Origin of the sequence: Guptibacillus sedimenti (assembly GCF_028610665.1) — a bacterium.
Classification (GTDB): domain Bacteria; phylum Bacillota; class Bacilli; order Bacillales; family Guptibacillaceae; genus Guptibacillus; species Guptibacillus sedimenti.
Genome location: NZ_JAQQWV010000001.1, coordinates 166,609 through 184,345, shown reverse-complemented (window position 1 = coordinate 184,345; position 17,737 = coordinate 166,609). Strand labels below are relative to the sequence as shown.

15 protein-coding genes are annotated in these 17,737 nt (G+C 43.1%); 2 read left to right on the top strand and 13 right to left on the bottom strand.

Annotated elements, in window-relative coordinates; genetic code table 11:
- Positions 1–3: 3 nt before the first annotated feature.
- Positions 4–1,074, bottom strand: coding sequence for a peptide chain release factor 1 (gene prfA / locus PQ578_RS00940; protein WP_098445404.1), 1,071 nt, complete (start codon positions 1,072–1,074; stop codon positions 4–6).
- 152 nt (positions 1,075–1,226) lie between these two features.
- Here prfA and PQ578_RS00935 point away from each other — a divergent pair, with 152 nt between their 5' ends.
- On the top strand, positions 1,227–2,561 hold the full coding sequence (locus PQ578_RS00935) for a CoA-disulfide reductase (protein ID WP_273831789.1): 1,335 nt from the start codon (positions 1,227–1,229) through the stop codon (positions 2,559–2,561).
- Positions 2,562–2,591: 30 nt separating this feature from the next.
- Here the strand turns inward: PQ578_RS00935 and PQ578_RS00930 are convergent, their stop codons facing one another.
- The 9 genes from PQ578_RS00930 to PQ578_RS00890 all read right to left on the bottom strand — a co-directional run bounded on the left by PQ578_RS00930 (position 2,592) and on the right by PQ578_RS00890 (position 10,930).
- On the bottom strand, positions 2,592–2,966 hold the full coding sequence (locus PQ578_RS00930) for a hypothetical protein (protein ID WP_098445406.1): 375 nt from the start codon (positions 2,964–2,966) through the stop codon (positions 2,592–2,594).
- Between the two features lie 117 nt (positions 2,967–3,083).
- The gene (locus PQ578_RS00925) at positions 3,084–3,701 is read right to left on the bottom strand and encodes a thymidine kinase (protein WP_273831788.1); all 618 of its coding nucleotides are present in this window, start codon (positions 3,699–3,701) and stop codon (positions 3,084–3,086) included.
- 303 nt (positions 3,702–4,004) lie between these two features.
- Positions 4,005–4,211 carry a 50S ribosomal protein L31 gene (rpmE, locus tag PQ578_RS00920; RefSeq protein WP_098445408.1) on the bottom strand — a complete coding sequence of 69 codons (207 nt, stop codon included), beginning with the start codon at positions 4,209–4,211 and terminating at the stop codon, positions 4,005–4,007.
- A 151-nt stretch (positions 4,212–4,362) separates the two neighbouring features.
- The gene (gene rho / locus PQ578_RS00915) at positions 4,363–5,628 is read right to left on the bottom strand and encodes a transcription termination factor Rho (protein WP_098445409.1); all 1,266 of its coding nucleotides are present in this window, start codon (positions 5,626–5,628) and stop codon (positions 4,363–4,365) included.
- Between the two features lie 484 nt (positions 5,629–6,112).
- Positions 6,113–7,081 (bottom strand): class II fructose-bisphosphatase, encoded by a 969-nt coding sequence (gene glpX, locus PQ578_RS00910; RefSeq protein ID WP_273831787.1) that lies wholly within the window; start codon positions 7,079–7,081, stop codon positions 6,113–6,115.
- A 92-nt stretch (positions 7,082–7,173) separates the two neighbouring features.
- Positions 7,174–8,463 carry a UDP-N-acetylglucosamine 1-carboxyvinyltransferase gene (gene murA / locus PQ578_RS00905; protein WP_098445411.1) on the bottom strand — a complete coding sequence of 430 codons (1,290 nt, stop codon included), beginning with the start codon at positions 8,461–8,463 and terminating at the stop codon, positions 7,174–7,176.
- Between the two features lie 104 nt (positions 8,464–8,567).
- Positions 8,568–9,221, bottom strand: coding sequence for a fructose-6-phosphate aldolase (fsa, locus tag PQ578_RS00900; protein ID WP_160918221.1), 654 nt, complete (start codon positions 9,219–9,221; stop codon positions 8,568–8,570).
- Positions 9,222–9,406: 185 nt separating this feature from the next.
- The gene (gene fba, locus PQ578_RS00895) at positions 9,407–10,270 is read right to left on the bottom strand and encodes a class II fructose-1,6-bisphosphate aldolase (RefSeq protein WP_098445413.1); all 864 of its coding nucleotides are present in this window, start codon (positions 10,268–10,270) and stop codon (positions 9,407–9,409) included.
- A 291-nt stretch (positions 10,271–10,561) separates the two neighbouring features.
- Positions 10,562–10,930, bottom strand: a complete 369-nt coding sequence (locus tag PQ578_RS00890; RefSeq protein WP_098445414.1) for a response regulator — start codon at positions 10,928–10,930, stop codon at positions 10,562–10,564.
- 253 nt (positions 10,931–11,183) lie between these two features.
- Here PQ578_RS00890 and PQ578_RS00885 point away from each other — a divergent pair, with 253 nt between their 5' ends.
- Positions 11,184–11,714 carry a DUF2529 family protein gene (locus PQ578_RS00885; RefSeq protein ID WP_273831786.1) on the top strand — a complete coding sequence of 177 codons (531 nt, stop codon included), beginning with the start codon at positions 11,184–11,186 and terminating at the stop codon, positions 11,712–11,714.
- A gap of 52 nt (positions 11,715–11,766) precedes the next feature.
- Here the strand turns inward: PQ578_RS00885 and pyrG are convergent, their stop codons facing one another.
- The 3 genes from pyrG to icmF form a co-directional block, all read right to left on the bottom strand.
- Positions 11,767–13,377, bottom strand: coding sequence for a CTP synthase (gene pyrG / locus PQ578_RS00880; RefSeq protein ID WP_165998672.1), 1,611 nt, complete (start codon positions 13,375–13,377; stop codon positions 11,767–11,769).
- A 314-nt stretch (positions 13,378–13,691) separates the two neighbouring features.
- Positions 13,692–14,180, bottom strand: a complete 489-nt coding sequence (gene rpoE, locus PQ578_RS00875; RefSeq protein ID WP_242688433.1) for a DNA-directed RNA polymerase subunit delta — start codon at positions 14,178–14,180, stop codon at positions 13,692–13,694.
- 291 nt (positions 14,181–14,471) lie between these two features.
- Complete coding sequence (gene icmF, locus PQ578_RS00870; protein WP_273831785.1) at positions 14,472–17,735, bottom strand: fused isobutyryl-CoA mutase/GTPase IcmF; 3,264 nt, start codon at positions 17,733–17,735, stop codon at positions 14,472–14,474.
- Positions 17,736–17,737: the final 2 nt, after the last annotated feature.

Below are 17,737 nucleotides of genomic sequence, written 5' to 3'. Positions count from 1 at the left end.
GGGTCACTCTCCAGCTTCCGCCATTAAGCGCGTTTGCTCTTCTGTAATAAGCGCATCAATGAACTCATCAAGCTTACCTTGAAGGATCTGGTCAAGCTTTTGGATCGTTAAGTTAATTCTGTGATCCGTTACGCGGTTTTGCGGGAAGTTGTACGTGCGAATACGTTCAGAACGGTCGCCAGTACCAACAGCGGATTTACGGTTATCGTCATACTCTTTCTGTGCTTCCTGCTGGAACTTATCATACACACGAGCACGAAGAACCTTCATCGCTTTTTCTTTGTTCTTAATCTGAGATTTTTCATCCTGACATGAAACTACTACACCAGTTGGCATATGCGTTAAGCGAACCGCTGACATCGTTGTATTAACACTCTGTCCACCTGGTCCACTTGAAGTAAAGGTATCAACACGAATGTCTTTATCATGAATGTCAACTTCTACTTCTTCTGCTTCAGGAAGCACCGCAACGGTTGCCGTAGACGTATGAATACGACCACCAGATTCTGTTGACGGAACGCGCTGAACGCGGTGAGCTCCGTTCTCATACTTCATTTTTGAATAAGCGCCGGCACCGTTGATCATAAAGATAATCTCTTTAAAACCACCGAGCTCGGTTGAACTTGATTCAATGACTTCAGACTTCCAACCTTGCATTTCGGCAAAGCGGCTGTACATTTTGTACAAGTCACCTGCAAATAGAGCGGCTTCATCTCCACCCGCTGCTCCGCGAACCTCGATAATTACGTTCTTATCATCGTTCGGGTCTTTTGGAAGAAGTAGCACGCGCAACCGCTCCGCATACTCTTCTTCTTTAGGTGTAAGCTCGGAAAGCTCAGCCTTCACCATTTCACGCATTTCTGCATCTTTTTCTTCCTCAAGCATCGCTTTCGCATCTTGAATGCCTTCGAGAATTTCCTTATATTCACGATACACCTGAACGGTTTCCTCAAGACTTGATTGCTCTTTGGAATATTCCCGGAGTTTCGTCGTGTCATTAATGACTTCTGGATCACTCAACAACTGATTTAACTTATCATAACGTTCTTCAACAATTTCTAAACGGTCTAACAAGATCTTTCACCTCGTTTTCGTTGCATAACATTCTAATTATAGTATAGGACATTTCACAGGTCAAAAGCAAAAATAGCTTGAACTTGATTTATTCAGGGTAAACTGGAAGTAGGTTAGTAAAAATGAACGATTCCGGAAGGGGCGGTTTGAACATGAAATTCGTCATTATTGGCGGCGATGCAGCTGGTATGAGTGCAGCCATGCAAATTATTCGAAATGATGAGGAAGCGGAAGTTGTGACGCTTGAGAAGGGGAATATCTACTCTTATGGACAGTGCGGCCTCCCTTATGTCATTAGTGGAAAAATTGAATCCACTGAAAAACTTATTGCTAGATCTGTCGATACGTTTCGAGAGAAGTATGGCATCGATGCTCGTGTGTATCATGAAGTAACGAATGTGGATACCGATAAAAAAATTGTAAAAGGAATCAATTTAAAGTCCGGCGAACATTTTACCGAAAAATACGATAAGCTGTTGATCGCGACAGGGGTTAGTCCTGTGAAACCAAATTGGGAAGGAATTGATCTTAAAGGAATACATACATTAAAAACGATTCCGGATGCTGAGAAGGTAATCAATGATTTGGATGACTCCGTTAAAAACGTTGCGGTTATTGGAGGCGGCTACATCGGACTTGAAATGGCTGAGACGTTCCGTGAACTTGGTAAAAATGTGCGCATCATTGAACTAGGGCCACACCTCGCTAGCATTTTTGATGAAGACATGGCGAAGATGATCCATGATGAGGCAGAGCGAAACGAGGTTGCTGTTCATACAAACGAAGGCGTGCAATCTTTTAAAGGTGAAAAGCGCGTGAAAAAGATCGTAACAGATAAAGGAGAATATGAAGCAGATCTCGTTCTCGTTTCTGTTGGAGTAAAGCCTAATACAGGTTTCCTTAAGGAGTGCGGACTACACACCGCTTCTAACGGGGCAATACAGGTGAATCGCTACATGCAAACGAGCAAAGAGGACGTCTATGCCGCTGGAGACTGTGCGACACATTACCATCGTGTCAAAGAACGTGATGACTTTGTTCCTCTAGGGACGACAGCAAATAAACAGGGGCGTATTGCAGGACTGAATATGGTCGGACAGCCGAATACATTTAAAGGAATTGTCGGTACTTCTGTTATTAAATTCTTTGACTTAACGCTTGGTCGAACAGGCCTTTCAACAAGTGAAGCAGAAGCACTAAACTTACCGTTCGCTAGCTGTTCTACTGAAGCGACAGATATCGCTGGATATTACCCTGATGCACGAGAGCTATGTGTCAAAATCATTTTCCGAGATGATAACGAGCGCATCCTTGGCGGGCAGTTTATTGGTAAGTATGGTGTGGATAAGCGCGTTGATGTACTTGCGACTGCTCTTTATCACCAAATGACCCTACATGACATCGAGGACCTCGATCTCGCCTACGCTCCACCTTACAACAGCGTTTGGGATCCGTTGCAACAAGCAGCGAGACGAGCTCAGCATTAATAAAAATAACCCTCTCGTTATTGAGAGGGTTTATCTTGCTCGCACGTGAATTTTATATCTTGGCACTGCTTGATAAATTTTAGCGGCAAGCGTTTTTTTCTGATTATTTAGTTCCGCTTCTTGTTTATTTGTAAATTTAACATTTACCCACGCATGATTGCCTGTAATCGAAATTAATCCAGCATCGAAACCTTCTGCCTCGACTACCTCTCGAATTTTATCTTGATCGTCACTAATCGTTGGCTTGTCCACGCTCATATTCCGATAGGACTGTGGGTTTAGATTAATATCTGTATTTAAATTTTGACCTTCTCCCGCCTGTCCATTTGCTTCTGGCGGCTTGAGTGGCGAACAGGCTGATACAAGCAACAGAAACACAAGCATCATCCAGGTTATCTTTCTCATCAGTCGGTCACCTCCTGTTTTTAAGGTGCCCAACAAATGATGGTTAGATTCAAATCAGCGCTTTTTGTTACGAATCCGCTATTTCGAAAGCACAAAAAAAAGCCCGGTTTCCCGGACTTACTTTGAGATTTCTTGTTCTTGATGATCCCGTGCCGTCGGCTTCCCAGGTACTTTATGACAGTGACGACAGCGCGGCTCATAAGACTCAGATGCACCAACAAGGATAATCGGATCATCGTAATGAGCAGGCTTGCCATCAATAAGACGCTGCGTACGACTTGCTGGAGACCCACACACGACACAAATCGCTTGAAGCTTTGTGACGGATTCTGCTACCGTTAAAAGCTTTGGCACCTGCCCAAAAGCTTCACCGCGGAAATCCTGATCCAATCCAGCAACGATCACACGAACCCCTTCATCCGCAAGCTGTTGCGCCACATCCACAATACCTTCATCGAAAAACTGCACTTCATCAACCGCAACCATATCCGTATCTTCTGCAACGCGGTCCAGGATCGCCTGTGAATGATCAACCGGAACAGCGATAACTGACATTCCATTATGAGATACAACAGATTCTTCGCTATATCTGTTATCCACTTTTGGTTTAAACACCTGAACTTTTTGTTTGGCATAAGTCGCTCGTCTTACACGACGAATTAATTCTTCGGACTTCCCGGAAAACATACTCCCGCAAACAACCTCAATCCAGCCGCTGTACTTCATAACATGCATTCAACCGCTTCTCCTTTCCCAGCATAAGCATAAAAAAATGACTGATCAGCGCAGTCCTTATTTTGCGTATACTTTCATCCAATTATTGATCGTAGAGTGCTTACAAGACGCAATCACTCGTATTCGCTTAAAAAGGCTTCGCCCATCTTAAAAATCATCCTTCATAGGAAGAAACGAGTGAACAAAGGTTTGTTCGAACCGTTTCTTCCTACAAATATGTGCAAAGTAGCTCTGCATGATGATCATTTCTTGCTTCATTGAGTTAAAAAACAGGCAAGGAGTAAAAACTTGCCTGTTCTATCATTAACCTTTTAGGTTGTATTTTTTTCTAAACTTATCTACGCGTCCACCAGCGTCATTGAACTTCTGACGTCCAGTATAGAATGGATGGCACTCAGAGCAAACCTCTACGCTCACGCCGTCCTGTTTTGTAGAACCAGTTTCGAATTCGTTACCGCAAGCACATCTTACCTTAATGGTTTCATAACCAGGATGAATCGCTTGTTTCATGAATTTCATCTCCTTCCGCCCTGATTCCTGAGGAAACAGAGTTAAATGAAGCTAAAAGGCAGTGCCTTTTAGCTTCTGCACACATAGACGTATTATAGCAGGGTGTTCCAGACAATGCAATTGATCATCTTGTAACGAAAAACCTCACTTTTTACCTAGATGAGCCGCTTTTTTCCTTCTCAAACAGATCAAAAAACTCTCGATTTTCTTTCGTTTTCTTAAGACGCTTCAAGAAATTATCAACGAATTCAAAGGAGTCATCCATGCTCTTACGAATCGTCCAAAGCATTTCAAGCTGTTCTTTCGGAAGAAGCAACTCTTCTTTACGTGTACCAGAGCGACGAATATCAATCGCAGGGAAGACGCGGCGTTCTGCGAGACGACGATCAAGATGAAGCTCCATGTTACCCGTTCCTTTAAATTCTTCATAAATGACATCATCCATGCGCGAACCTGTCTCAACTAGCGCTGTTGCTAAAATCGTCAAGCTTCCGCCTTCTTCAATGTTACGCGCCGCACCAAAGAATCGTTTTGGACGATGGAAGGCTGCAGGATCAATACCACCGGAAAGCGTACGTCCACTTGGTGGGATGACGAGGTTATAAGCACGAGCAAGACGTGTAATACTATCCAAAAGAATAACAACATCTTTCTTATGCTCAACCAATCGCATCGCACGTTCGAGCACAAGCTCAGCTACTTTAATATGGTTATCTGGCGTTTCATCAAATGTTGAATGAACTACATCGCCATCAACAGAACGCTCAATATCCGTCACTTCCTCAGGACGCTCGTCAATGAGAAGAACGATTAATTCCGTTTCGGGATGGTTCGTTGTAATGCTATTGGCAATTTCCTTCAAAAGCATCGTTTTACCAGCTTTAGGTGGCGCTACGATTAGTCCACGCTGCCCATACCCCACTGGTGAAATCATGTCGATGATTCGTGTAGACAGATTGCCTGATTTGTTTTCGAAATTCATACGCTTCTCAGGATAAAGAGGTGTTAGCGCTGGAAAATGGACGCGTTCTTTCGAAGAGTCAGGGTCTTCCCCGTTCACTGCTGCTACGTGTAGAAGACCATAATAGCGTTCATTTTCTTTTGGAGGGCGTACTTTCCCAGAAACGCGATCCCCATTACGAAGGTCAAATCTGCGAATTTGAGATGCCGAGATATAAATGTCTTCTGCGCTTGGCGAATAGTTAATCGGGCGAAGGAAGCCAAATCCTTCAGACGAGATAATTTCAAGAATCCCTTCCATGAACAGAAGTCCTGATTGCTCTGCCTGGGCTTTTAAAATAGCGAAAACAAGCTCTCGTTTGTTTAACTTACTATAGTAAGAGACTTTGTATAATCGAGCTTGTTCATAAAGCTCTTTTAATGTCATTTGTTCTAGTTCTGATATATTTACTGCCATGTTGACACCACACTTTTTAAATGATTATGGGTTTTACCCAAATGATTGGAAAATGAAATAAGTGCACAAAAGGTTCATTCAAACAACAGAGGTATGTTGTGTACAGATCGCCCTTTTGAATATGAATAATAAAGAAAGAGAGAAAGAGTTTGTTGAGATCCTGTGAGAGGCTAGTATGTGATCCATTCAGGAATCTCTTAAGTGAGAGTAGAGGAAGTGCACAACGAAGGTGTTGCTTAGCAATCGTTACTCTTGAACATGATCTTTAATGATTTTTGGCTCATTTTCGCCATTAACTAAAAGGGAACAGGTGTCCACTAGGCGAATGACGACATTTGAGCCAAAAATCAACTTTTCCACTCAACGATGTTGAGCGAATAGTAATAGGAAATAATACAGCACCTTATAGTTTTACCAGATTCCTAAAAAATATTCAACATGAAATCATTCTTGTGGTGTTGAATCATGTACGTCTCATGAACTTTTAAGAACGAATAACAAGGTCTGGTTTCTTTTTTAAACTGTGTTCTCCGTCTATAAAGCGCACAGTACCGGACTTTGCGCGCATAACAACCGATTGGGTCGTACCAGAAGTTCCCCTGAATCTTACACCCTTTAATAATTCGCCATCTGTCACGCCAGTTGCCGCAAAAATGGCATCTTCCCCTTTTACGAGATCCTCCATGTAAAGAACGCGGGAAACATCATGAATTCCCATCTCGTTACATCGTTTCAACTCTTCTTCATTTTGAGGGAGAAGTTTACCCTGTATTTCTCCACCGAGACATTTCAATGCAACGGCAGCAAGCACACCTTCAGGGGCGCCACCTGACCCAAATAAAATATCAACGCCTGTGTCATCAAAGGCCGTGTTAATTGCCGCTGCCACATCTCCATCAGAAATGAGCTTAATTCTAGCGCCTGCAGCACGAACTTCTTCTATAATCTTTTCGTGCCGCTTGCGGTCTAATATGACCGCCACGCAGTCTTCAATTTCTTTTCCTTTCGCTTCAGCAACCGCCTTCAAATTATCATGAACGGAAGCGTTAATATCGATTTTGCCTACCGCTTTCGGTCCGACCGCAATTTTGTCCATATACATGTCAGGTGCATGCAGCAAGTTGCCGTGATCAGCAACTGCTAACACAGCGAGTGCATTCCACGTTCCTGCTGCTACGATATTGGTTCCTTCAAGAGGATCAACCGCGACGTCTACGCGGGGACCATAACCAGTTCCAAGTTTTTCACCGATATATAGCATCGGGGCTTCATCCATTTCCCCTTCCCCGATAACCACCGTTCCCTTCATCGGTACCGTGTCAAACACATCTCGCATTGCCGTTGTCGCTGCATCATCAGCTTCTTCTTTCTTGCCTCTTCCCATCCAGCGTGCTGAAGCGAGCGCAGCAGCTTCTGTCACTCTGACAAGTTCCATCGTTAAACTTCTTTCCATCATGCTTTCCTCCCCCGGGGTGCGCAACGTTAGTAAAACGCTTTCAAAACAGAGATAACAGAATGGTGGTTTTCACCACCATTTCTGCGAATTTAAGAACTTTCTACTTCTTTCAACTCTTCTTGGTCTAATTTCTCACGCCAAACCCGCGCACCAAGATTGCTAAGCTTCTCAACGAGTCGTTCATAGCCACGATCAATGTGCTCCAGACCTGAGACTTCTGTGACGCCTTCAGCCATTAGGCCAGCCACAACAAGGGCTGCACCAGCACGTAGATCTGAAGCACGCACCTTTGCTCCCTGGAGCTTCACAGCGCCATTAATTATGGCAGAACGTCCTTCAACCTTAACGTTCGCACCCATTCGACGTAGTTCATCGATGTGTTTGAATCTTGCACTATAGATCGTATCGGTTACAATACTGCTACCTTCAGCATTTGTTAAGAGCGAAGTAAACGGCTGCTGAAGATCGGTTGGGAAGCCTGGATAAACAAGGGTTTTAAGATCAACGCCTTTCCAACCTTCACGCGGAGAACGAATAAAAACTTGATCTTCATTTGTCTCGACTTGTACACCCATCTCACGTAGTTTCGCAATAAGCGATTCTAAGTGCTGAGAAATAACATTGTCGATCACAACTTCATCACCCATCGCAGCTGCCATGATCATATATGTTCCTGCCTCAATGCGGTCAGGAATAATGGAATGATAGCAGCCGGTTAGCTCGTCCACGCCGTCAATTCGAATAACGTCCGTTCCAGCCCCTTTAATCTTTGCGCCCATGCTTGATAAAAGTGTGGCAACGTCAATGATTTCAGGTTCTTTAGCTGCATTTTCAATCACGGTACGACCTTTCGCACGAACCGCTGCAAGCATAATGTTAATCGTCGCTCCAACGCTTACAACATCAAGGTAAATGCGAGCGCCTCTTAGTTCATCTGCACGAAGGTAAATGGCCCCTTGTTCATTCGTTACTTTTGCGCCAAGCGCTTCAAATCCTTTAATATGCTGATCAATCGGACGTGGTCCAAGATTACATCCGCCCGGAAGTCCGATAACCGCCTTGTTAAAACGACCTAACATTGCACCCATTAAATAATAAGAAGCACGTAGCTTCTTTACTTTGCCATTCGGCAGCGGCATCGCAATCATATCTTTAGGATTTACAGTTAATGTATTTCCATTTAGCTCAGCTTGTCCCCCGATTTCTTCAAGCAAATCACGGAGAATCCCAACGTCAGAAATGTTCGGCAAGTGATCAATAGTGACAGTGGAATCTGCTAGAATAGCCGCCGGGATTAATGCTACCGCACTATTCTTGGCTCCGCTTACCTGAACGGTTCCACTTAAACGGTGGCCTCCAGCGATCATCAACTTTTCCATAACGGTCTCCCTTCTTCGTCCGCATCGTATGTTCCTCGTTCTGTCATGATACTTCATAAGAATAGTATGGGCAAAAACAGGAAGTTCATGCCAATTCGTTCATTTTATTCGTTTGCTTTTTTCGCTTCTTCCCAATCGGCAAGGAATTGATCAATTCCTTTGTCTGTTAGCGGGTGCTCAAGCATTTGAAGAACAACTTTCAAAGGCATTGTACCAATATCAGCTCCGCGTAGGGCGGCTTCTGTTACGTGCATAGGGTGACGAATCGATGCAGCAATGATTTCAGTTTCGATGCCATGCACCGCGAACAGTTCAGAGATTTCAGAGATAAGATCAAGACCATTTTGACCGATATCATCAAGACGACCAAGGAATGGTGAGACGTAAGAAGCACCAGCTCGTGCTGCGAGCAATGCCTGGTTCGCAGAGAAAACAAGCGTTACGTTTGTTTTAATACCAGCTTCAGAGAATGCTTTAACTGCTTTCATTCCTTCACGGTTCATCGGTACTTTCACTGTGATGTTTGGAGCGATTTCAGCAAGCTGTTTACCTTCTTCAATCATTTCCTCAGCTGTAGTGGAAACCACTTCAGCACTAACCGATCCAGCTACAAGGCTAGTAATTTCACGAAGACGATCGTGAAAATTTACTTTCTCTTTCATAACGAGGGACGGATTCGTTGTTACACCTGAAACGATACCCATATCATGTGCTTCTTTAATGTCAGTTAAGTTAGCGGAATCTATGAAAATTTTCATTGCATTCGTCCTCCTTTATTTTAGAAAGCGTTTACGAGAAAAATTTTAACATATTTTGTTTTGCGTTAGCTGATTTGGTTGTAAATAAATGAAAAATATTCGCAAGGTAGTAGGTAGGGGATTAAAAAACGGAAATCAGAAACCGCTCATAATAGAGCGGTTTTGATGATCCGATTTTAAGAAGATTATGCTTTGTTTGAAGAACCGAATTCACGCATTTTGCCAATTACTGTTTCTTTAATTGCATCGCGTGCAGGTCCCATGTATTTACGAGGATCGTAAAGATCTGGCTTTTCTTCAAGTACAGAACGAACTGCTTTAGCAGAAGAAATTTGGCTCTCCGTGTTAACGTTGATCTTAGCATGTCCAAATTTGATCGCTTTTTTAACGTCAGCTGTTGGAATACCAGTACCACCGTGAAGTACGAGAGGAACACCAGTCATTTTGCTGATTGTTTCCATGCGGTCGAATCCTAGGTTAGGTTCACCTTTGTAAGGACCGTGTACAGAACCAAGTGCAGGTGCGAAGCAGTCTACACCAGTTTCATTGATAAGGCGCTCACACTCTTCAGGAATCGCGTAAGCAGCATCAGCGTCTTCAACCACAAGATCATCTTCTTGTCCGCCGATACGTCCAAGCTCAGCTTCTACAGAAACACCAACTGCATGTGCAGCTTCCACTACTTTAGAAGTAAGTGCGATGTTTTCGTCTAGAGGGTAGTGAGAACCATCGATCATAACAGAAGTGAATCCAGCATTGATTGCTTGCATACACTTCTCGAAGCTAGAACCGTGGTCAAGGTGGATCGCAACTGGTACTGTAACCTTGTACTCTTCCATAAGCGCTTCTACAATTGTAACAATTGTTTTGAATCCGCCCATGTAACGAGCAGCACCTTCAGAAACACCAAGGATAACTGGTGATTGTTCTTCTTGTGCAGCTTGTAGGATCGCTTGAGTGAACTCAAGGTTGTTAAGGTTAAATTGGCCAACTGCGTAGCCTTCTGCTTTACCTTTTTCGAGCATTTCTTTCATAGAAACTAAAGGCATGATAAATCCTCCTCAATCTAATTTAAAATTGCCAGGTCTGACCTGGAACATCTTAATAACGAATACTTGTTATTGAAGCATGCAGATGCATCCAGAAAAAACTGTCTTCTACAAGATGGCACAAACGTGGTGTTTTTATGTATGCCCCAGCTTAAGAAATTTCAGCTAATCTGAGTTCATTTCGTCTACAATTTATCCAAAAACACGGTTCTATTATAGCATATCACTTCTATAATAGAAGGGGAAAAAGCCTGATTTAATAGGATTTGTTTATGTAAGCGTTACCTTTTGTTATGAAAGCGATGCTAATTCTTTTTTGACTGTTGCTCGAATCTCATCGATGTCAAAAGGCTTCGCAAAATGCGTTATTGCCCCTAAGTCCATCGCTTCATGGATCATGTCTAATTCGCCATATGCCGTCATGATAATAACAAGCGCTCTTGCTTCCATCTTTTTGATTCGCTTTAAAATCTCTAGCCCATCCATTCCTGGGATTTTCATATCGAGAATAACTAAGTCAGGATCCTCACTTTTTACGATTGAGAGTGCTTGAACGCCGTTTGCTGCCTGGAATGTTTGATAGCCTTCTTTTTGAAAGATTTCGTTAAGAAGGATGCGTATACCGTATTGATCATCTACGATTAAGATTTTTTCATTCATATGTGAGCACCTACTTTTCCGTTAGTCTTATGTTTAAGTTCGCTTAAAGATCGTGAATCCCTTCCTGATTATACATTGAGGGCTGATATTCGCAAGTGTTGAACAGTTTCGTTATAATAGTGACCGGTTATACATGTAAATGTATTCGCTCATCCCACCTCCTTTCCGCTAGCAATTCATTTGTATACCTATACCCAGATCGACACAAAATTAGCTTTCAATTTTTCATAAAAAACAGAAAGGCAGTGATCCAATGCTTAAGATTTTCACGACTCAGTTAATGGGTAAATTTAAAGGGATTCAGGATCAGCACGAAATGATCATAGAAGATATTTCGCGCTTGTTTGCTCAAATTATTACAGGCGGTGGTACAGTTTATTTCTATGGGGAAAACGAACTTCAGGGAGCTGCTCTCGAAGCAGTGTACGGCTCTGAAAAGCTTCCCTCAAGTGCGATTCTTCATGACCCTGCCGATTTGACTGAGAATGATTGTGTCCTTTTATTTTCAAGGCTTAGTGAAGACGAAGCGGCTGTGAAGCATGCGGAATCGTTTAAAGCGACTGGTGCAACGGTCGTCGGTATTTCCGCTACGCGAAAAGAAGCCGATCCTATCCTTGAGCAAAACACCGATTTTCATATTAACACCGGATTAACGACCGGTCTTGTTCCAAATGATGAAGGAGAACGCATAGGTTATCCAGCCTTACTCACTTCTTTATATGTTTATCATGCTCTCTATTTAACCACTCGTGAAATACTAGAAGAACACGGCTACGAATTTTAAGTCTAAACAAAAAGACATCCCTTTCTCCGTAGAAAAGGATGTCTTTTTTTAATTAGTTATTCGCCATTGAAGCGCCAATAAATTCTTTAAATAGTGGCTGTGGACGTGTTGGACGTGACGTAAATTCTGGGTGGAATTGTGAAGCGACAAACCACGGGTGATCTTTCACTTCAACAACTTCAACAAGACGGCCATCAGGGCTCGTACCAGAGAAAATAAATCCTGCCTCTTCCATTTGCGCACGATACTGGTTACTGAACTCATAGCGGTGACGATGACGCTCATAGACGACTTCGTCATTGTAAGCAGCATAAGCTTTTGTACCTTCTGTTAGCTTACAAGGGTAAAGTCCAAGACGAAGCGTACCACCAAGGTCCTCCACATCTTTTTGTTCAGGTAGAAGATCAATGACAGGGTATTTCGTTGTTGGCTTAATTTCGGCTGAATGCGCACCTTCTAGGTTTAGAACGTTGCGAGCAAATTCAACAGAAGCAAGCTGCATACCTAGACAGATACCTAAGAAAGGTACTTTATTTTCACGCGCATACTGAATCGCCGTGATCTTTCCTTCGATTCCGCGATCGCCGAATCCACCAGGAACAAGGATACCATCGACATCAGAAAGAAGCTCTTTTACATTCTCTTGTGTCACTGTTTCTGAGTTTACCCACTTAATATCAATGTCTGCGTCAAACGCATAGCCAGCATGCTTTAGAGATTCCACAACTGAAATATAAGCATCTTGAAGGGCTACATATTTACCAACGAGGGCAATTTTCGTTTTTCTAGAAAGGTTTTGAACCTTATCTACAAGTGCGTTCCACTCATCCATGTCCGCTTCCTGACAGTTTAGCTTCAGGTGCTGACAAGTAATTTCGTCAAGCTTCTGTTCTTGAAGAGCTAGAGGTACTTTGTAAAGCGTGTCAGCATCCTGTGCTTCGATCACGGCGTGCTCATCGATGTCACAGAACAAAGCAATCTTGTCTTTCATTTCTTGAGGAACAGGCTGCTCAGCACGAACAACAATCACATTTGGCTGAATGCCAAGACTACGAAGTTCTTTTACACTATGCTGTGTTGGCTTTGTTTTCATTTCACCTGCAGCTTTTAAATAAGGAAGTAGCGTACAGTGAATGTACATCACATTTTCCTTACCAATATCGCTCTTAATTTGACGGATTGCTTCAAGGAATGGAAGACTTTCGATGTCTCCAACTGTTCCACCGATTTCCGTAATCACGACATCAGCATTTGTTTCATTTCCAGCACGGAAAATACGCTCTTTGATTTCATTCGTGATGTGCGGAATAACCTGAACCGTACCACCAAGGTAGTCACCACGACGCTCTTTACGAAGAACAGTTGAGTAGACTTTACCTGTCGTTACGTTAGAGTTTTTCGAAAGGTTGATATCGATGAAGCGCTCGTAGTGACCAAGGTCAAGATCTGTTTCAGCGCCATCATCCGTTACAAATACCTCTCCGTGTTGATAAGGACTCATTGTCCCTGGGTCAACGTTAATGTATGGATCGAATTTTTGAATCGTTACACTCACGCCACGGTTTTTCAAAAGTCGTCCTAGTGAAGCTGCTGTGATACCTTTACCAAGTGACGAAACAACGCCGCCTGTTACAAAGATGTACTTCTTATGTTTTGCTGTCATCTTTCTGCCCCCTCATGGTTTGTATTCTGCCCTTTTAGAAAGGGAGAGGATTCATCTGAAACGAGAGATTTTATTTTTTTAATAAAATCCATGCAGATGGATACAATTTTCTTTAATTAAACGGAAGGTCCACTCTTACTTGCTAAAAGCTTCTCAATGTGAGTATAAAAACAAAAAAAACAAAAGTGGCACCTGTCCCATAAATGGGGGGCACTTTTGTTTTTATATCGGATCTATAAATTAGTTTAGTATTTTGGTGAAGCCCAAAAATGATTCTACCGATTTCGCTACTGAAAGTCAAGAAGCGACAGAAATTATTTCTTTTCTTCTTCGTCGTCTTCCACGTCGTCGTCATCTTCATCATCAAGGTCTTCATCATCCAAATCTTCTGTATCATCATCGAAGTCGTCGTCATCAAAATCGTCAAGGTCATCAACTTCAAGATCTTCAAGATCATCTTCATCATCTTCATCGAAACCAAGGTCATCTTCAGACTTCTTGCGTTTCTTAGGCTTGATTGTTGTTGCCAGCTCTTCTTGTGATTGCTCAACTGGGTACCAGCCTTTTAGACCCCACTGGTTGTCTCCAAGCGTTACAAATCGACCATCCGTGTTCAAGTTTGTGTATACTTCTGCAAGCATTTCCTGAAGCTGTGAGGAAGATAAACCTTTCATCTTTCCAATCTGGTCCATCAGTTTATAGAAAGAAACGGGTTTCTTCTCGTCCTGCAGGATGAAATACATAATATCAATCATTGATGTTTCTTGAATGTCTTCAGCAGACAGCTGCTTTAAGCTACTCACGATATCGGCACTCCCTTTCAATTATCTCCTATGAATAATAGCTACTAAAAAAACGAGCATTTCACTATTTTTAAAACGATCGCGTTTCATGTTGCTCGTTATACCCTAATTCAAAACATACCATTCATTATAAACAAATTTACACAATCTATGCTACGATTTTCAAACAAATCTATTGAAATAACAGGATTTAATCTTCCAAATGCTCTTCTCTTTCGAACGAAAAGGAGGAAGGGAAGTCCTTCCTCCTACAATAATATGAACGCTTGCATTTGACAAGTTCTTTACTGCCTACATATTACGACGGTATTTCCCGCCCACTTCATAAAGAGCTCTTGTAATTTGGCCAAGGCTCGCGACCTTAACGGTTTCCATTAACTCTTCAAAAATGTTTCCTTTACTAAGGGCGGCACGCTTTAAGCGATTAAGCGCTTCTTCTGTCTTATCAGCATGCGCTTCCTGAAACTGCTTTAAGTTCGTAATCTGCTGTTCCTTCTCTTCTTTGCTCGCTCGGGCAAGTTCCATGTTCCACTCTTCTTCTGCTGGTGGATTCGGATTTTTATACGTATTTACACCAACGATTGGAAGCTCGCCGCTATGTTTTAGCATCTCGTAATGCATGGACTCTTCTTGAATTTTGCCGCGCTGGTATTGTGTCTCCATCGCACCTAGTACCCCACCGCGTGCATTGATTTTCTCAAATTCACTAAGAACGGCTTCTTCGACAAGGTCTGTTAATTCTTCGATAATAAACGAACCTTGGAGCGGGTTTTCGTTCTTCGTTAACCCGTGCTCTTTTGTAATAATCATTTGAATGGCCATCGCCCGACGAACCGACTCCTCTGTCGGCGTTGTTACCGCTTCATCGTATGCATTCGTGTGAAGCGAGTTGCAGTTGTCATGAATCGCCATTAAACCTTGTAACGTTGTGCGTATATCATTAAAGTCCATTTCTTGCGCATGCAGGGAGCGACCTGACGTTTGAACATGGTACTTTAACTTCTGACTACGCGCATTAGCGCCGTACTTCTCGCGCATCACCGTTGCCCAAATCCTGCGGGCAACTCTTCCAATGACCGTATATTCTGGATCCAGACCATTGCTAAAGAAGAATGAGAGGTTTGGCGCAAATTTATCAATATCCATGCCTCGGCTTAAATAGTATTCAACATACGTAAAACCATTGGCAAGCGTAAACGCTAGCTGAGAGATTGGGTTGGCGCCAGCTTCTGCAATATGGTATCCCGAGATTGATACAGAATAGTAATTGCGCACGTTTTCGTTAATAAAATATTCCTGAATATCTCCCATCATTCGAAGGGCAAATTCCGTTGAAAAGATGCATGTGTTCTGTCCTTGATCTTCTTTTAAAATATCAGCTTGAACCGTACCACGAACAGTGCTCAGCGTGTGTGCCTTAATCTTTGTAAGCTCTTCGGCGTTTGCTTTCCGGCCTTCTTTTTCTTCAAAGCGCTGGATTTGCTGCTCGATTGCCGTGTTCATAAACATTGCAAGAATGATTGGCGCGGGGCCGTTGATCGTCATCGATACCGAAGTCGAAGGCGCACACAAATCAAACCCTGCATAAAGCTTTTTCATATCATCAAGCGTACAAATGCTTACGCCACTTTCGCCAACTTTTCCGTAAATATCTGGTCGATAGTCTGGATCTTCTCCATATAGCGTGACGGAATCAAAGGCCGTGCTTAAGCGTTTTGCATCTTCATTCTCAGAAAGGTAATGAAAGCGGCGATTCGTGCGCTCTGGTGTTCCTTCCCCTGCGAATTGACGCTTCGGGTCTTCGCCTTTTCGTTTAAACGGAAAAACACCCGCTGTATAAGGAAACGAGCCTGGTACGTTCTCTTTTAGAACCCAGCGAACGATTTCTCCCCAGTCCTCGTATTTCGGTAGAGAAACTTTAGGAATATCAAGGCCAGACAAACTCTTTGTCGTAAGCTCCGTCACGATTTCCTTCTCTCGGATCACCGTCACAAACTCTTTTCCGCTATACTTTTCTTTCACTTCAGGCCAGTTCTCGATGATTTTACGGGTTTCTGTATGCATGTCGTCCATGTTTTGATCTTTCATTTTCGTTAGCATAGCGATAGTCTCGTCGTTGTCTGCCGCACTCTCAAGCATCTCTATTGTCCCTTGGAGCTGGAACGCTTTTCGCGCAAGCTGAACTTGTTTCTCAACATATTCATGATAGCGTCGAACGGAGCCAGAGATATCCTGTAAATATTGCTGGCGCTGTGGCGGAATAATCAAATTCAGCTTTTCAACAATGTCACTCGTTTCAATATTTGTTGCCCAGTCATTGCGACACTTGCGATGAATGGTATCAACCAATGCTTTAAAAAGTGTATTCGTGCCCGGGTCATTAAATTGACTGGCGATTGTGCCATAGACGGGCATTTGATCTAAATTTTGTTCAAACAGCATGTGACTGCGCTGGTATTGCTTCTTTACATCTCGCAAGGCATCTTCAGAACCTTTTCGCTCGTATTTATTAATGACAATCAAATCAGCAAAGTCGATCATATCAATTTTCTCAAGCTGAGAAGGCGCACCGAATTCACTTGTCATCACATACATCGAAACATCGGAAATATCAACGATCTCGGCATCCCCCTGGCCGATTCCGCTCGTTTCAATGATGATCAAGTCATAGCCAGCCGCCTTCACAACCGTTAGCGCTTCACGAATCGAAAGCGAAAGTTCGGTTTTTGATTTCCGCGTTGCAAGGCTTCTCATAAAGACGCGATCATTGTGAATCGCGTTCATACGAATTCTGTCACCGAGCAGAGCGCCGCCAGTCTTTTGTTTTGTCGGATCAATGGAAAGGATCGCTACCGTCTTATCATCAAATTCATTAATGAAACGTCGCACGAGCTCATCGGTTAAGGAACTTTTCCCGGCGCCACCGGTTCCAGTAATCCCAAGAACTGGTGAATCGGTTTCCATATTCTTTAGCTTATCGAACACTTGCTCAGCAGCGGCCGCCGTCTCTTCTGTGCGGTCTCCTCCATAGCTTTCCGCTAGCGTAATCAGACTTGATACAGCTTGAGGATCACGTTCATGCAAACGATCAATCTGATTATCAATTTGTTTAAATGTCGGGAAATCACATTCCTTGATCATGTGGTCGATCATGCCTTGAAGTCCAAGGTCGCTGCCATCATCAGGTGAGAAAATACGTGATATTCCGTAGGCGTGAAGTTCTTTAATTTCCTTAGGAATAATGACGCCGCCTCCCCCACCATAAATCTTAACGTGAGAAGCCCCCTTTTCCTTCAAAAGATCGTACATGTATTTAAAATACTCCATGTGACCGCCCTGATAGGAAGAAATCGCAATTCCCTGCGCATCTTCCTGAATCGCAGCATTCACAACTTCCTCAACAGACCGGTTATGACCAAGATGGATCACTTCCGCACCACTTGCCTGCAAAATTCGACGCATAATGTTAATGGATGCATCGTGGCCGTCAAACAAACTTGAAGCGGTTACAAAACGAACGTGGTTAACCGGTTTATACGTTTCAACTACACTCACTG